The sequence below is a fragment of the Streptomyces sp. NPDC002536 genome, from assembly GCF_053594995.1.
Window position 1 is genome coordinate 62,123 of sequence record NZ_JBSFWU010000001.1, and the last position, 15,358, is coordinate 77,480.

At 70.3% G+C, this 15,358-nt stretch carries 17 protein-coding genes; 13 read left to right on the plus strand and 4 right to left on the minus strand.

What is annotated here, in order from left to right:
- The first annotated feature begins 76 nt into the window (after positions 1-76).
- Positions 77-541, plus strand: a complete 465-nt coding sequence (locus tag ACWD4B_RS00255; protein ID WP_451418609.1) for a nuclear transport factor 2 family protein — start codon at positions 77-79, stop codon at positions 539-541.
- A gap of 31 nt (positions 542-572) precedes the next feature.
- Here the strand turns inward: ACWD4B_RS00255 and ACWD4B_RS00260 are convergent, their stop codons facing one another.
- The gene (locus ACWD4B_RS00260) at positions 573-2,660 is read right to left on the minus strand and encodes a UvrD-helicase domain-containing protein (RefSeq protein WP_451418610.1); all 2,088 of its coding nucleotides are present in this window, start codon (positions 2,658-2,660) and stop codon (positions 573-575) included.
- Between the two features lie 196 nt (positions 2,661-2,856).
- On the opposite strand from ACWD4B_RS00260, the gene ACWD4B_RS00265 reads away from it, so the two are divergent.
- Together ACWD4B_RS00265 and ACWD4B_RS00270 are read left to right on the plus strand one after the other, a co-directional pair.
- Complete coding sequence (locus tag ACWD4B_RS00265) at positions 2,857-3,384, plus strand: hypothetical protein (protein ID WP_451418611.1); 528 nt, start codon at positions 2,857-2,859, stop codon at positions 3,382-3,384.
- Between the two features lie 73 nt (positions 3,385-3,457).
- Positions 3,458-4,621 carry a hypothetical protein gene (locus ACWD4B_RS00270; RefSeq protein ID WP_451418612.1) on the plus strand — a complete coding sequence of 388 codons (1,164 nt, stop codon included), beginning with the start codon at positions 3,458-3,460 and terminating at the stop codon, positions 4,619-4,621.
- Here the strand turns inward: ACWD4B_RS00270 and ACWD4B_RS00275 are convergent.
- Together ACWD4B_RS00275 and ACWD4B_RS00280 are read right to left on the minus strand one after the other, a co-directional pair.
- The gene (locus ACWD4B_RS00275) at positions 4,611-6,686 is read right to left on the minus strand and encodes an NB-ARC domain-containing protein (protein WP_451418613.1); all 2,076 of its coding nucleotides are present in this window, start codon (positions 6,684-6,686) and stop codon (positions 4,611-4,613) included. The genes ACWD4B_RS00270 and ACWD4B_RS00275 overlap by 11 nt on opposite strands.
- 152 nt (positions 6,687-6,838) lie before the next feature.
- On the minus strand, positions 6,839-7,081 hold the full coding sequence (locus tag ACWD4B_RS00280) for a chaplin (protein ID WP_336413373.1): 243 nt from the start codon (positions 7,079-7,081) through the stop codon (positions 6,839-6,841).
- Between the two features lie 249 nt (positions 7,082-7,330).
- Between ACWD4B_RS00280 and ACWD4B_RS00285 the strand changes: the two genes are divergently transcribed.
- From ACWD4B_RS00285 to ACWD4B_RS00315, 7 genes are all read left to right on the plus strand, one after another.
- A complete protein-coding gene (locus ACWD4B_RS00285) occupies positions 7,331-8,569 on the plus strand; it encodes a styrene monooxygenase/indole monooxygenase family protein (protein ID WP_451418614.1) in 1,239 nt (412 codons plus the stop codon).
- Between the two features lie 132 nt (positions 8,570-8,701).
- Complete coding sequence (gene crcB, locus ACWD4B_RS00290; RefSeq protein ID WP_451418689.1) at positions 8,702-9,091, plus strand: fluoride efflux transporter CrcB; 390 nt, start codon at positions 8,702-8,704, stop codon at positions 9,089-9,091.
- On the plus strand, positions 9,088-9,435 hold the full coding sequence (crcB, locus tag ACWD4B_RS00295) for a fluoride efflux transporter CrcB (protein ID WP_336413370.1): 348 nt from the start codon (positions 9,088-9,090) through the stop codon (positions 9,433-9,435). Before crcB (ACWD4B_RS00290) ends, crcB (ACWD4B_RS00295) begins: the two co-directional genes overlap by 4 nt.
- Before the next feature lie 77 nt (positions 9,436-9,512).
- Positions 9,513-9,959: a hypothetical protein gene (locus tag ACWD4B_RS00300; RefSeq protein ID WP_390781087.1), complete on the plus strand. Its 447-nt coding sequence runs from the start codon at positions 9,513-9,515 to the stop codon at positions 9,957-9,959.
- Positions 9,956-10,264: a transcriptional regulator gene (locus ACWD4B_RS00305; protein WP_451418615.1), complete on the plus strand. Its 309-nt coding sequence runs from the start codon at positions 9,956-9,958 to the stop codon at positions 10,262-10,264. The genes ACWD4B_RS00300 and ACWD4B_RS00305 overlap by 4 nt, the downstream gene beginning before the upstream one ends.
- A gap of 89 nt (positions 10,265-10,353) precedes the next feature.
- Positions 10,354-10,701 (plus strand): hypothetical protein, encoded by a 348-nt coding sequence (locus ACWD4B_RS00310; protein WP_451418616.1) that lies wholly within the window; start codon positions 10,354-10,356, stop codon positions 10,699-10,701.
- Positions 10,698-10,958 carry a hypothetical protein gene (locus tag ACWD4B_RS00315; RefSeq protein WP_451418617.1) on the plus strand — a complete coding sequence of 87 codons (261 nt, stop codon included), beginning with the start codon at positions 10,698-10,700 and terminating at the stop codon, positions 10,956-10,958. The genes ACWD4B_RS00310 and ACWD4B_RS00315 overlap by 4 nt, the downstream gene beginning before the upstream one ends.
- A 13-nt stretch (positions 10,959-10,971) precedes the next feature.
- Here ACWD4B_RS00315 and ACWD4B_RS00320 read toward each other — a convergent pair whose 3' ends face one another.
- Positions 10,972-11,865: a LysR family transcriptional regulator gene (locus tag ACWD4B_RS00320; protein WP_451418618.1), complete on the minus strand. Its 894-nt coding sequence runs from the start codon at positions 11,863-11,865 to the stop codon at positions 10,972-10,974.
- Between the two features lie 95 nt (positions 11,866-11,960).
- Between ACWD4B_RS00320 and ACWD4B_RS00325 the strand changes: the two genes are divergently transcribed.
- The 3 genes from ACWD4B_RS00325 to ACWD4B_RS00335 are packed head-to-tail and all read left to right on the plus strand — an operon-like array spanning position 11,961 to position 15,357.
- Positions 11,961-12,668, plus strand: coding sequence for a succinate dehydrogenase cytochrome b subunit (locus ACWD4B_RS00325; RefSeq protein WP_451418619.1), 708 nt, complete (start codon positions 11,961-11,963; stop codon positions 12,666-12,668).
- Between the two features lie 2 nt (positions 12,669-12,670).
- On the plus strand, positions 12,671-14,617 hold the full coding sequence (locus ACWD4B_RS00330) for a fumarate reductase/succinate dehydrogenase flavoprotein subunit (protein ID WP_451418620.1): 1,947 nt from the start codon (positions 12,671-12,673) through the stop codon (positions 14,615-14,617).
- Complete coding sequence (locus ACWD4B_RS00335; protein ID WP_451418621.1) at positions 14,614-15,357, plus strand: succinate dehydrogenase/fumarate reductase iron-sulfur subunit; 744 nt, start codon at positions 14,614-14,616, stop codon at positions 15,355-15,357. The genes ACWD4B_RS00330 and ACWD4B_RS00335 overlap by 4 nt, the downstream gene beginning before the upstream one ends.
- Position 15,358: the final 1 nt, after the last annotated feature.

Here is a 15,358-nt window from a genome sequence, read left to right on the forward strand (position 1 = left end):
CACGCCTGAAATCGTGCTCTACTCGCTTGAAAGTCGTCCGAACTCTCTTGCCAACTCGTCTGAACGGGAGGCCGTCGTGCCCGCATCCGTCCCGTCCCACCCCGAACACACCGATGCCGCCTCCTCGGACGCCGAGGCCGTGTGGGCCGTGGTCACCGGAATGTACGCGGCGCACGGAGCGGGCGACAGGGAAGAGGTCGACGCCCGGCTCGATCCGGAGGCGACGATGTGGCACTCGGAGGCGGACGGCCTGCTGCTCGGCAGGAAGGACCTCGACCGCCTGCGGGCCGAACGGGCCGCCGCCGCGGGCGGGCCCGAGTGGACGGGCCTCGACGCCCACGACCCGGTCGTGGACGTTCTCGGGGACACCGCCCTGGTGCGGTACTGGCTGCGCGTCAACTGCGCACCGGCGGCCGACGGCACGCCGCTACGGCCGGAGTTGGTGCGCAACACGGCCGTGCTGCAGCGGGGCGGCACCGGCGCCTGGCACATCGTGCACCTTCACGAGGAGGTGCGGCAGACGGGCGGTGTGCCCCTGTGAACCCGACGGGTCTTCTTGCTGCCTGCTTCTGCTACCTGCCGCCCGCTGCGACCGAACCCAGCCACAGGGTGTCCCGGGCCCGCGTCATGGCGACGAACAGCTGAGTGCGCCACAGTTCCTGGCGTTCACGCGTGACGTCCGCGTCGGGTGCGCTGCTGTCGACTGAACCGTCGGACGCGATGTCGTGGTCCGGCAGGTGGACGTGCTTGAACTCCAGGCCTTTGGCACGGCGGTACGTGCCGAGCTTCACGGCCGCCACCGGCTGACCGTCGTAGCGGTCCAGCGGGCACAAGGGAATGCCTGAGCGGTTGAGCAAGTCCCTGAAGTGGTTCGTCTCCCGGTGCGAGCGGCAGAGGATTGCGGAGTCCGGCCAGTTGGACGGTCCGAGCGTGCGGAGGGCATCAAGGAGCGCCTCGTCCTGCGCTGCAGCGGTGCGGAAGACCGCCCTGGTGACCGTGCCGTCGTGATAGGTCAGGTCGACGTCCCGGTGCCCGGCGGTGCGGGTGCCGTCGATGTCGTCGAACGCGTCCTCGGCCACGACGGCCAGTGCCGCATCGAGGATCTCCTTGGCGTTGCGGTAGTTGGTGCGCAGCACCTGGCCCCGGTCGCCGCGGACGTCGATGCCCGCGTCGGACAGGCGGAACCCGCCCGGGTAGACGGACTGCTGGCCGTCACCCACCAGCAGCAGGCCGTTGTCCGTGTCGCCGACCAGGGCGTGCAGCAGGCGCACACCCACCAGGGTCAGGTCCTGCACCTCGTCGGCTATCACCGCTGCATACGGCGGACTGCCGGGATGCCGCCGGGCCTCGGCCAGGGCGAGGCTGAGGATGTCGTTGAAGTCGTGGACGCCGCGCTCGGTGCGGATGCGTTCGTACTCCTCGTACAGCTCCCAGACCGCTTCCCGGTGCGTGCGGCGGAGGTTGGTGCGGCGGCGGATGCGGCGCAGCGTCGCGTAGTCCTCGAAGCGCGTGATGCCGCGGCCTTTTATGACGTAGTCGATTTCCTCGCGCCAGTAGCCCGGCGAGCGGTCGACACTGGCGAGAATGCTGGACCGGCCGCGGCGCATCCAGGCGTGGCTGAACGCGGTCTCCGCCCGCTCGCCGTTCAGCCGGTGGACTATGCCGCGCTCATCGAGGAAACCGCGGGCCCAGGAATGCAGGCTGCGGAATTCGACGCGGTCGGCGACGGCGGGAGCCATCGTGCCGAGGAACGTGCTCTGCACTCTGGGGAGGTTGTTGGCGAACGTCACGTACAGAATGCGGCCGGTGGTCCGCTGCGCGAGGTGGGCGGCGCGGTGCAGGGCCACGACGGTCTTGCCCGTGCCGGCCGGGCCGCTGATGCGGGCCGGTCCCGACCAGTTGCGCCGCACCAGGGGGACCTGTTCGGCGGCGAGGAAGGTCATCCACCGCTCGATCGGGGCGCTGCGGGCGGCTTCCATGGCTGCGTCACGCAGGCCGGTGACATCGAAGAGGGCGTCGTCGACCGGTGTTTCCTGCTCCCGTGATGTCGTGCTGCTGCGGTCCACCGACGAGGTCTCGTACGCCGGGAAGACCTCCTCCAAGTGGGCGCCCAGCATGCGCACTTGCGACGGCGTGAGCCTCGTCCGCTCGGCCATCAGTGCCGGAGCCACGTCCTGGTCGCCCAGGAGCCGCACCCGGCCGAGACTCTCCGCGAGCGAGTGTCCTGCGAAGACCATCAACGGCTGCACCGCCACGGGTGACAGGCCCAGCGCGGCGACCGCGCCCTCCGCGACGCGCGTGACCGCCAGCAGCTTGCGGACCTCGCCGTCGCAGTGCCGGCCGCCGGCCGTGAGGCGGCCGTGCGCGGTCTCGGGCGCGGATCTCCAGTTCTTGACGTCGATCACGAAGACGCCGCCGGGGCCGACAAGCAGCATGTCGACATTGGCCGCGCGCGTACCCGGCCAGCGGCGGTCCACGAGCAGCCGCCAGCCACGCTGCGCGAGCACCAACAGCTGGGCGTGCACCAGCTGTTCGCCCTCGCCCGCCGCCTCCCAGCGGCGGGCCTCCCGTCGCGCCGCCCACAGCTGTTCACGCAGTTCGCGCTCGTGCCGCCGGGCCTCTTGCGCCCTGTTCAGTGCCGAGCCACCGGCCACCGCCATGCCCGCCCCCTCTTACGCTCCCCCTGCACGTAAAGTAATGATCATAGTGCGGATCGGAGTCACCGCACAGGGGTGCGGCAGGGATGCTGCCGGAGCGCACAGCGGCGGAAAGGCGCACACAGGGCGTGCCGGAGCCGCCGGGTATCGTCTGCCGGAGCCGCCGGAGGGCGGCCGGAGGCGTGAGGGAGGAAGGGCAGTGCCGGACGCGGAACCGTCGCACATCCTGCTGCGCGAGGACGCCGCCGACTGGGCCACCGTCACGCCGGAACGCACCGTGCTCGGCGTCATCCACAACGTCACGTCCGCAACCCGGCTGCTCGACCTCCTGAAGCCCTTCGAGGGCGACACCCGCGTGCACGTCCTCTTCACCTGCACGGGGTCCTCGGCGTTCGAGGCGGGCATACGGGAATTCGTCACCGAGCGCCAACTCCCGTACATATCCTGGGAAGAGGCCAAGCGCGAGAAATTCGACCTCGCGGTCAGCAGCAGCCGGGGCGGGGACCTGCAGCAGCTCAATGCTCCGCTCGTCGGCGCCCCGCACGGCGCTGGATACAATAAACACTTGAGCCGGAAGCCGGAAGCCGGAAGCCGGAAGCCGGAAGCCGGAAGCCGGAAGCCGGAAGCCGGAAGCCGGAAGCCGGAAGCCGGAAGCCTTCGGTCTCGATGCCGAGTGGCTCACGCACAACGGTCAGCTGATCCCCTCCGCGATCGTCCTCTCGCATGACGAACAGCGTGAACGCCTGCGCCGCGGCTGCCCCGAGGCCGTCCCCCTCTCCGTCGTCGCGGGCGACCCTTGCATGGACCAGCTCCTCGCTAGCGCCCCCTTCCGTGACCAGTACCGCGCGGCCCTGGGCCTCCGCCCCGGGCAGAAGCTGCTCGTACTGACCTCCACCTGGAAGAACCGGTCGCTGCTCGGCGCGCACCGGGCCGACCTGGAGACCGTCCGCCGCTCCCTCGCCGAACTGCCCGCCGACGAGTACCGCGTGCTCTGCGCTGTCCACCCCAACGCCTGGTACGCGCACGGCGGTCACCAGATACGCGAGTGGCTCGCGCCATTCCTGCGCGCCGGGCTCGTCCTCCCCTCCCCCGAGACCGACGCCTGGAAGGCGGCACTCGTCGCGGCCGACGCCTTCATCGGCGACCACGGCTCGCTGTCCCTCTACGCCGCGGCACTCGGCGTGCCCGGCCTGCTGGGCGCGTTCGGCGAGGAGGCGGTGGCCGAGGGGTCGCCGATGGACCTGCTGGGCGGCGAACTGCCGCGCGTGACACGGCACGAGCCGCTCGGGAAGCAGCTGCAGCGGGCCGTCGCCGCCCAGACCGGCCCGCGGCGCGAACGGATCGCGGAGATCGGCGCCCTGGTGACCTCCCGGCCCCTCAGAGCGGCCGGACTGCTGCGCAGCCTGTACTACGCGCGGATGGAGCTCGACGAACCGCAGCACCCCGCCGTCACCCGGCCCGTCACGCTCCCCCTGCCACTGCCTGCGGAACGCCGCCAGCCGGCCGCTGCACCCGTGTACGCCGACCTGCAGGACGGCCGTCTCCGGCGCTACCCGGCCGAGCTCCAGGGCCCGGTCGCCGATCACCTGCCCGACCCCCACCTCGTGGCCTCCTACGGCGAGCCCGATCCCCGCTGGGCCCACGCGGCCGACGTGGTCCTCGCCCAGCCGCGAGGCCCCGGCGAGTCGTGGGAGGACGCCGTCCGACGTACGTTCCGGCACCACCCCGGATGCCTGCTGGCCGTCTTTCCCCAAGGGTCGGCGGGCTGCGTTGCGTTCACACGGGACGGACAGCAGCGGCTGACCGCGCAGTGGCAGGAGGGCACGGCGCCGTGGCCGTACGACACCGCGGTGGCCGCATCGGCTGTCTATTCCACCTATTCCACTTTGACCAGCTGCTCAACTTCCGTACGCATCAGCGTGGTCGACGGCATCCCACCGGCCGTCCTCACCATCAGCCGGTGACGCGGCGCTCGCGTGCGGCCTGTTCCTCTGCCCCACAGCCCAGCCTCTTGTACAGCTCGGCTGCCTCGCGCCAGTCGCCTCCGGCTGCTTGGTGTTCCCCCTGTGCCGTCCGCACGTCACCACGCATCAAAAGCACGTCGGCCAGCTCCTTCGGGGCACCGCATGTGCGCATCAGCGCCACTGATGCATCAAGCGGTTCGAGTGCTTCGTCCAGCCGGTCGGCACGCTGTCGTGCTTGCGCGTAGTGCCACAGCGCTTTGGCCTCATTGAAGGGATCGGGCAGTGCGGCGAACAAACTCCGGGCCTGCAGGAGCAGTTCGGCCGCATCCTGGTGACGGCACTCGGCGCTGCGGGCTCGCCCCAGGTGGAAGGTCAGCAGTGCCCTGCCCCGCGGGTGGTCGATGCCGTCGAGTGCCCCGACTGCACGCTCGAAACGGTCTGCGGCCGTGCGTGCATCACCGGCGCGCAGGGCGAGCAGCCCGAGGCCTTCCAAGGCGGTGGACACCGTCCGTGCGTGGGTGGCCATGGTGGCCTCGCGCAGGGCGTGTTCGTAGTGCTCCCGGGAGGCGGCACAGTCGTCGCCCTCGCCCCGGTCGGCGAGCGCGAAGGCGAGCTCGTAGTGCATGCGGGCCACGGCGACCGGATCGCCTGTCCGCCCGGCTGCGTCCAGGCCCTGCCGGCACACCTCGATCCAGTCCGTGTGGTACTTGCGGCGGTAGAAGAAGCCGCGCAGTGCCTCGCACAGCTGCCAGGCGGCTTCGTAGTGCCCTGCGGTGTGGGCGAGTTCGACGACGGCCACGGCGTTGGCGCGGTCGGGCTCCAGGGCGTCGAGTGCCGTGTTCACGTCCGGGAAGGCGGGCAGGTCGGTGCGGGTGAAGACCTGTCCGTGGCGCCAGCGGTCGGAGACCAGCCGCTCGACGGCTGCGGCCAGCGTCAGGTACCAGTCGATGCACCGCTCCACGGTGCCGTCCGGCCCACCGGCGTCGGCCGCCGCTCGCGCGTGGTCGTGCACCAGGCGGTGCATCCTCAGCCGGCCGTCCCCTGCCGGGTCGAGGAGCTTCTCCCGGACGAGCGTCCGCACGTCATCCGGCGCTTCCGCGAGCCGCTGAACGAGCTCGCGGGAGAACTCCGGCGTGGGGTGGAGCCCCAGCGCGCGGTAGAGGGCCGCTGCGTCCTTGTCCAGGGAGCGGTAGACAACGTCGAAGACCTGCGCAACCGATAGGTCGTCCGGCACGGCGAGCGCCTCCAAGCGAGTGCTCCGGTCGATGAGTTCACGGGCGAGCCCGGCCGGATCCTCCCCCATGTCGCGCAGTTCACTCGCTCTGGCTCCTGCGATCCGCACGGCCAGGGGAAGGCCGGCACAGGCGTGCAGCACGCCGTCCAGCAACGGCCGTTCCATGACACCCGGGCCCGCCACGGCTTCGAACAGCTCCTTGCTGGCCTTGGGTTTCAACGCACCCAGAGGAACACGCATCATGCAGTGCGAAGCCTGCAGACCGGCGAGGGGCGTGCGGCTGGTGACGACGACCACGCTGCCGGGGTGTCCGGGCAGTAATGCGCGGACCTGCCCGGCATTCACCACGTCGTCGAGCAGGACGAGCACGGGCCGGGCCGATGTGAGCGATCTGTAGTGAGCGGCCAGTTCACCGGGGTCGGCGGGCAGAGTCGCGTCCGGCTGATGCGATGTCAGCGCGCGGACGAAGCCCTGCAGAACGGCGACGGGGTCGCGGGGGCACAGCGGTCCCTGGGGGCTCATGTCGGCCTGGAGCTGGCCGCCGGGGAAGTCGTCGCTGAGGGCGTGCAGCAGGCGCAGTGCGGTGGCCGTCTTCCCCACCCCGGGCATACCGATCAGCAGGAGCACCAGAGGTGCCGTCCCCGCGGTCCGCTCCGCGACGGCCCGGGTGAGCGTGGCGAAGATGCGGCGGTGATTGACGTACTTCTGTGGCTCCGGGGCGAGCTGACGGGGCGTCGGCGCTTCAGGGGCGGCGTGGTACTGGATGTCCCGCCCCTGGATCGCCGTGCCCCATATCGTCGCCCCCGCGATGGTGTTCTCGGTGCCGTCCATGCGTCCCCCACCCCCAGGTCCGTCCCCGCCTGTCGCGGCGGCGGCAGGTGATCCTACGTGCGCGTGGCGCCCTCCGACACTGTCGGGGGCGCCACGCGCAGGACGGGTCCCGGCCGGGGACCGTCCGGGGGACGACGCGGACTAGCCGTGCATCAGCCGTTGACGCAGGTGTTGCCGGAGGCCGCGTTGAGCAGAGCGATGATGTCGATGGAGTTGCCGCACAGGTTGATCGGCACGTGCAGCGGGATCTGGATGACGTTGCCCGAGATCACACCCGGGGAACCGGCGGCAACGCCCTTCGCTCCGGCGTCGGCGACCGCGCTGCCGGCGGCGACGCCGGCGAGAGTGGCGCCCACGGTGGCGGTGATGACTGCTGCCTTGGCGATTCGTGACATGGGGAGACACCTTTGCTTGGTCGTACGGGACAGGCTCCCCGGCCGATGAGGCCAGGAGTCCGGTAAAACGCCCATAAGCCACAAAGGTTTCGTCCATGAAGCGTCCGGGTGACCGCCCCGTGGGCCGAATGGAGGTGCGAACCGGACGGTGCCCGCGACGGCCGTGCCGCCCGTATGCCGTCTGTACACGGCGCGCCCTGTGCGCTTACAACGGGTGAGGGTGGCAACCGTTCGATGGGGGAGGCGGCAATGCGCAGGATCGCCATCGTGGGCGCGGGACAGGCAGGCCTGCAACTGGCCCTGGGGCTGCGGTCGGCCGGGTACGAGGTGACGGTGGTCGCCGCGCGAAAACCCGAGGAGATCAGGGCCGGGCGCGTGACGTCCACCCAGCAGATGTTCGCTCCGGCGCTCGCTCTGGAACGCGAGGCCGGGCTGAACCTGTGGGACGGCGAGGCGCCCTGGATCCTCGGCGCCTCGCTGACCGCGGTCGACCCGGAGGACGGCCGGAGGCCGCCCGTCGCCGGTCCGCTCGTCGCGCCCGCCCAGTCCGTCGACCAGCGGATCAAGACCGCGCGGTGGCTGGAGCTCTTCGAGGAGCAGGGCGGCCGTGTGGAGTACCGCGAGGCGTCCGCCGACGACCTGGCACAGCTGGCCTACGGTCACGACCTGACGGTCGTCGCCACGGGGCGCGGACCGCTCGGGGAGGTGTTCGGGCGGGACGAGCGGCACAGCCCCTTCGGCCGCCCGCAGCGCGTGGTCGCCGTCGTGTACGCACACGGGATCGCACCGGCACCGGGCGACCCGTATCTGCGCATGGTCGGCTTCCCGGGTGTCGGTGAGTACTTCGTCATGCCGGCGCTGACGCTGTCCGGGCCGTGCCATGCGGTGCTGTGGGAAGGGGTGCCGGGCGGGCCGCTGGACTGCTGGCAGGAGCCGGCCGGCGATCCGCAGGCCGTGCTCGCGCGCACGCTGGATGTGCTGCGCGAGCGGGCGCCCTGGGAGTACGAGCTGTGCGCGCACGCCGAGCCGACGGATGCGGGGGCCGCGCTGTCCGGTGCCGTCACCCCGGTGGTGCGGCATCCTGTCGCGGAGGTCGCGCCGGACACGTACGTGCTCGGCATGGCGGATGCGGTCGTCGTCAACGACCCGATCACCGGGCAGGGCAGCAACAACGCGGCCCGGGCCGCGGCCCGTTATCTGGCGGCGATCCGCGAGCGGGGCGAGCTGCCGTTCGACCGGGCGTGGATGCACGGCGTCTTCGCCGGGTACTGGGAGCATGCACGGCACGGCACGGCCTTCACCAACCTGGTGCTGAGCACACCGCTGCCCGAGCACGTGCGGCACCTGCTGACCGCGGCGGGCGAACACCGCGAGATCGCCCACCGGTACGTCAACGGTTTCGCCGACCCCGCCGACTATCAGGACTGGCTGATGGACGAGGACCGTGCGGAGGCGTACCTGAAGGCCGTCACGGGAAGCGGCCTATAGCCTGAGCCTCTGCACGGAGTACGGCACAGGCGGAGGCAGAGAGCGCACGTGGGCACGTCACAGGCCGAGGCGGTCGCGTCGGCAGAGAGCGGGCGCACACGCCGCCCCCGCCCCTCCGGCCAGTGGCCGGTCATGGGCGTCGTCTCCGTCGGGGGAGCCATCGGTGCGGTCGCCCGCTACGGCGCCGGGCTGCTGTGGTCGACGCCGAGCGGAGCCTTCCCCTGGACCACGCTCCTCATCAATGCGGCCGGCTGCGCCCTGATCGGCGTGCTGCTGGTCACCGTCTCCGAACTGGGCTCGGCGCACCGGCTGGTGCGGCCCTTCCTGGGGACGGGTGTGCTGGGCGGCTTCACCACGTTCTCGACGTACGCGGTGGACGCGCAGCAGTTGCTGCAGGCCGGCCGCGTGGCGAGCGCTCTGGCGTACCTGGTCGCGACACTGCTGACGGCGATGGCCGCGGTGTGGGCAGCGGCGACGACGACCCGCCGGTTCCTATACCGGGGCCGGGAGGCGTCCGCGTGAACTGGCTCCTTGTCATCGGGGGCGCGCTGGTCGGCGCTCCTCTCCGCTACCTGACGGACCGCGCGGTCCAGTCCCGGCACGACTCGGTCTTCCCCTGGGGCACGTTCGTGGTGAACGTGGTGGGCTGCTTCGTCCTCGGCATCCTGACCGCGGCCGCCCCGGCCGACGTACGCCTGCTGCTGGGGACGGGTCTGTGCGGGGCACTTACGACATATTCGACGTTCTCCTACGAAACCCTCCGCCTGGCGGAGACCGGGGCCCGGAGTTACGCCGTGGCGAACGCGGCGGCAAGCGTGGTGTGCGGGCTCGGGGCCGCCTTCGCGGGGGTGGCGGTGGGGAGCTGAACCCGAGGGTGACGAAGTTTTCTACAACGGAAACTCGTCAGTTGCCATGACGGAAAGTCCGTGCCAGACTTTCCGTCATGGCAACTGACGAGAACTCACGCCTGTCTCGCGAGAGCGCCGCGGAATCGCTGGCGCTCGCCGAGCAGGCGCAGGCGGCGGTGGGATCGATCAAGCCCTCGCGCCGGTACGAACTGAAACTCGCCGCGTGCGTGGCCGCGGTCTTCCTCGCCAACCTGCTGCCCAGGCCGTACGACCTGGTCGCCATCGCGGTCTCCTTCGCGTGTCTGATCACGTTCGTGATCCGGCAGGTGCAGACCAGCGGCGTCAAGCACCGCTACACCCCGAAGGTGGGACGGCAGATGCTCGGCGGCGCCGTGCTCGGGCTGCTGGGATTCGTGGGGGCGGACCTGCTGGACCGGCTCGCGGGCATGTCGTGGATATGGGTGCTGGCGGCACTGCTGGTCGCAGGTGGCACCCTGGTCATCGACCGCTTTCCCCGCAAGAAGGGCATACCCGCACCGTGACCGCCCCCGAAGACGGCTTCAACGAGACGATCCACGCGCCGAACAGGCTGCGGATCTGCGCCGCGCTCGACGCCGTCGAGGAGATCGAGTTCGGGACGATACGGGACACGCTCGGGGTGAGTCCCTCGGTGCTCAGCAAGCATGTGACGGTCCTGACGGACGCGGGCTACGTCGAGCAGCGGCGTGCGGTGCGTGAGACGCGCCAGCGGGTCTGGCTGCGCCTGACCAAGGACGGGCGCGCGGCCTACCGGGCACACCTCGCCGCGCTGCGGGCGATCGTCAAAGCCGATCTGGGCGAGGGCTAGCGGGTCCGGGGGTACCGCCAGGCCACAGTCACGCACACGGCCCGCTGACCGGTACCGTTACGAGACATCCATCCGCGATGGAGGACCTTGTGAGCGCGCAACACGATGGCCCTTACGGGCCGTTGATCCCCATGCCTGAACTCACCCCCGACGCTCTGCGGGCCGCGGTGACCCGGATTGCACCGAGCAGGCTGCCCGACCTCACCCGGCACTTGTTCGAAGCGACGACGAACGCCCAACAATTGCAGAGCCTCGCTCCACTGCGGGCCTTCGTCCATCGCTGGGCCGTGTTCATCGCGATCGAGCGCCACCCGGAACGGGCTGCCCGAATGCGAGAACTGGAAGACATCGTCGATGCAGGCGAACAGGATCCGAGGGAGGCGATCACGGAGATCCGGCAGATCTGGGAAGCAGCCGAGGAAGAGGCAGGTCTGTGACCGGCTGGTCCTGGGCCTACGATCCCAGCGAAGAATACGTCGCCGCCGGACTGCCGCCGGGTGTCAAGGCCGAGGTGGAGCGGCTGGCCACCGAACTCGCCGCGCTCGGGAGAGACGCAGTGAAAGTGGGCAGGCCCGACGACCGTGAGGGTGGGCTGCGGGAATTCGATTTCCTGGCCGGACGTGGCTTCTTCAACTTCCTCGTCCTCCCTCGCGACTGCTACGTCTACGTCGTCAACATCACCTGGTACGGCTGACCTCGGACAAGGTTCACGACTCCGCCGAGTCCAAGTGCTCCAGCAGCACCCTGCGCAACTCCCGCGCGGCGCGCGGCGGCGGGGCGTCCTTGCGGTGGGCGACGGCCACCGTGCGGCGCATGCGGTCGCGCTCGAAAGGGGTGACGCGGAGGCCGGACCTGGAGGCCACCATGCCGGGGACCACGGCCAGGCCCAGACCCGCACGCACGAAGCCCAGGACTGCGTCCATCTCCCCGCCCTCCACCGTGAAGGACGGTTCGAAACCGGCCTCGCGGCAGGCGGAGATGGTGATTTCCCGCAGGTCGTAGCCCCGGCGGAACATGACCATCGGGAGGTCCCGGAGGTCCTCCACGCGGATGCGGCGCCGGCGGACGGGAGGCGGATCGGAGGGGGAGGTGACGACGACCAGTTCCTCGTGCAGCAGTTCCGTGGTGGCGAGGGCGGGGGCCGCAGCACCGAGCGGAGTGATGATCAGGGCCAGGTCGAGCTCGCCCGCGGCAAGGGTGCGGACGAGGTCGCGGGAACCGCCCTCGTCGACGAGGAGGTCGATGCCGGGATACCGGGCGTGGTACGTGCGCAGCACGTCCGGGACGAGACTCGCGCACAGGCTGGGCGGGGCGCCCAGGCGCACCCTGCCCCGGCGCAGCTGCGCGACCTCCTGCACCTCGCGGTGTGCGGTCTCCGCGTCGGCCAGGATGCGCCGGGCCAGCGGCAGGAGGGCCTCGCCCGCGTCGGTGAGGGTGATGTTGCCGCGGGCGCGGTGGAAGAGTTCGGCGCCCAACTCCCGTTCCAGCGCCCGGATCTGCTGGGACAGCGAGGGCTGGGCGACGTGCAGCACCTCCGCGGCCCGGGTGAAGTGGCGGAGTCCGGCGACGGTGGCGAAGTAGCGGAGCTGCTGGAGTTGCACAGCGGCATGGTAGTGCGTGCATAGGAGATGCCTATCGAAACCAGGCTCATCATGTCTTGGACGGATCACCGAGGGGCGGCCTAGCGTCTCGGGTCATGGCACTGGCGACGACCCGGAGGGCACCTGCGTCCTCCTTCATCGGATCCGTGTGGCGGTCGACCGTCGGCAAGAAGGCGGTCATGGCGGTCACCGGCCTGATCATGCTGGCGTACCTGGTCGCCCACATGATGGGCAATCTGAAGGTGTTCTTCGGAGCCGGGGAGTTCAACCACTACGGGCAGTGGATCCGCACCATCGGCGAGCCCTTCCTGCACCACGAGTGGTTCCTGTGGATCGCGCGGGTGGGCCTGACCGTCTCGGTCGTGCTGCACGGCACGGCCGCGTACCAGCTCAGCCGCCGCGACCTGGCCGCGCGACCGGCGAGGTACGTGCGCAAGCGGGCACGCGCGAGTTATGCGACGCGGACGATGCGCTGGGGCGGGGTGATCCTCGGTCTGTTCATCGTGTGGCACATCCTCGACCTGACCACCCTCACCGTGAACCCCAACGCCCAGGAGGGGCACCCCTACGAGAACCTGGTGGCGTCCTTCGGCCGCTGGTATGTCGATGTGTTCTACATCGTCGCCATGCTGGCCCTCGGTCTCCACATCCGGCACGGATTCTGGAGCGCGGCCCAGACGCTGGGCGCCAACTCCCCGCGCCGCGACCGGGCGTTCAAGTTCGTCGCGAACGCCCTTGCCGCCCTGTTGACCTGCGGATTCATAGCCGTACCCATCGGTGTCATGACGGGAGTCGTGAGCTGACCATGAGCGAGTACGTCCAGTACGGGACCGGCGGTCCCGTCAGCGATACGAAGGCGCCCGGCGGGCCGATCGCCGAGCGGTGGGACCGGCGCCGGTTCGAGGCCAGGCTGGTCAATCCGGCGAACCGGCGCAAGCACACCGTCATCGTCGTCGGGACGGGCCTGGCGGGCGGCGCCGCCGGGGCCACGTTGGCCGAACAGGGCTACCACGTCGTGCAGTTCTGCTACCAGGACTCCCCGCGCCGCGCCCACTCCATCGCCGCGCAGGGCGGGATCAACGCCGCCAAGAACTACCGCAACGACGGCGATTCCGTGCACCGGCTCTTCTACGACACGGTCAAGGGCGGCGACTTCCGTGCCCGGGAGTCCAATGTGCACCGGCTCGCGCAGATCTCGGTCGAGATCATCGACCAGTGCGTGGCCCAGGGCGTGCCCTTCGCCCGCGAGTACGGAGGGCTGCTGGACACCCGTTCCTTCGGCGGCGTGCAGGTCTCGCGGACGTTCTACGCCCGCGGACAGACCGGGCAGCAGCTGCTGCTCGGCGCGTATCAGGCGCTCAGCCGGCAGATCGACGCCGGAGCCGTCGAGATGCACGCCCGCACGGAGATGCTCGACCTGATCGTCGTCGACGGGCGGGCCCGGGGGATCGTCGCCCGGGATCTGATCACCGGGCGGGTCGACACGTACTTCGCCGATGCGGTCGTGCTCGCCAGCGGCGGCTACGGGAATGTGTTCTACCTGTCGACCAACGCCAAGAACTCCAACGCCACGGCCATCTGGCGGGCACACCGGCGCGGTGCGTACTTCGCCAACCCCTGCTTCACCCAGATCCATCCGACCTGCATCCCGCGGTCCGGCGACCATCAGTCGAAGCTGACGCTGATGAGCGAGTCACTGCGCAACGACGGCCGGATCTGGGTGCCCAAGGCCCAGGGCGACACACGGCCACCGGCCGAGATCCCCGAGGACGAGCGGGACTACTACCTGGAGCGGATCTACCCGTCCTTCGGCAACCTCGTCCCGCGCGACATCGCCTCGCGTGCGGCGAAGAACGTCTGCGACGAAGGGCGCGGCGTCGGGCCCGGCGGACAGGGCGTCTACCTCGACTTCGCGGACGCGATCCAACGTATGGGGCGCAAGGCGGTCGAGGCCAAGTACGGCAACCTCTTCGAGATGTACGAGCGGATCACCGCCGAGGATCCGTACGAGGTGCCCATGCGCATCTACCCTGCCATCCACTACACGATGGGCGGCCTGTGGGTGGACTACGACCTGCAGACCACCGTCCCCGGCCTCTTCGCCGTCGGCGAGGCCAACTTCTCCGACCACGGCGCCAACCGGTTGGGCGCCTCGGCACTGATGCAGGGGCTGGCCGACGGCTACTTCGTACTGCCGTCCACCATCAACGACTACCTGGCCCGCCATCCGCACGACGAGGTGCCGAGCGACCATCCGGCGGTCACAGAAGCAGTGAACGGTGTGAGCGACCGGTTGCGCCGTCTGCTGGAGAACGACGGCGACCGGACGCCGGATTCGTTCCACCGCGAGCTCGGCGAGCTGCTCTGGGACGAGTGCGGCATGGCCCGTACCGAGAGCGGGCTGCGCAAGGCGCTGGGCCGGATCCCGGAGATACGGGAGGAGTTCTGGCGCCGGATCACGGTGCCGGGCAGCGGTCAGGAGCTCAACCAGTCGTTGGAGAAGGCCAACCGCATCGTCGACTATCTGGAGCTCGCCGAGCTCATGTGCCTTGATGCGTTGCATCGGAGCGAGTCCTGCGGCGGGCACTTCCGTGAGGAGAGCCAGACGGTCGACGGTGAAGCCGCGCGCAGGGACGAGGAGTTCGGCTACGCGGCCGCCTGGGAGTTCACGGGCACCGGCACGGCGCCCGTCCTCCACAAGGAAGACCTGCACTTCGAGTACGTCCACCCCACCCAGCGGAGCTACGCATGAAGCTCACCCTGCGCATCTGGCGCCAGCCCTCGACGGACGCCGCCGGCAGCATGGTCACGTACGAAGTGACGGGCATCAGCCCGGACATGTCCTTCCTGGAGATGCTCGACCACCTCAACGAAGAGCTCATCCTGCGCGGCGACGAGCCGGTCGCCTTCGACCACGACTGCCGCGAGGGCATCTGCGGCGCGTGCGGCATGGTCATCAACGGGCAGGCGCACGGTCCCGAGCGGACCACCACCTGCCAGCTCCACATGCGGCACTTCCAGGACGGCGACGTCGTCGACGTCGAGCCGTGGCGGGCCGGCGCCTTCCCCGTCGTCAAGGATCTGGTCGTCGACCGGTCCGCGTTCGACCGGATCATCGGCGCCGGCGGCTACGTCTCCGTCCCCACCGGCTCGGCACCCGACGCCCACGCGACGCCCGTACCGAAGCCGGTCGCCGACCTCGCGTTCGAGCACGCGGAGTGCATCGGGTGCGGTGCGTGTGTCGCTGCGTGTCCCAACGGGTCGGCGATGCTTTTCACTTCGGCCAAGGTGGTGCACCTGAACGTGCTCCCGCAGGGGGCTCCCGAGCGGGAGTCGCGCGTACTCGGGATGGTGGAGACCATGGACGCCGAAGGGTTCGGCGGCTGCACCAACACGGGTGAGTGCGCAGTCGCCTGCCCGAAGGGGATCCCCCTGTCGGCGATAGGAACCATGAACCGGGAGTATCTGCGGGCCTCGATGCGGCGCCGGTGAC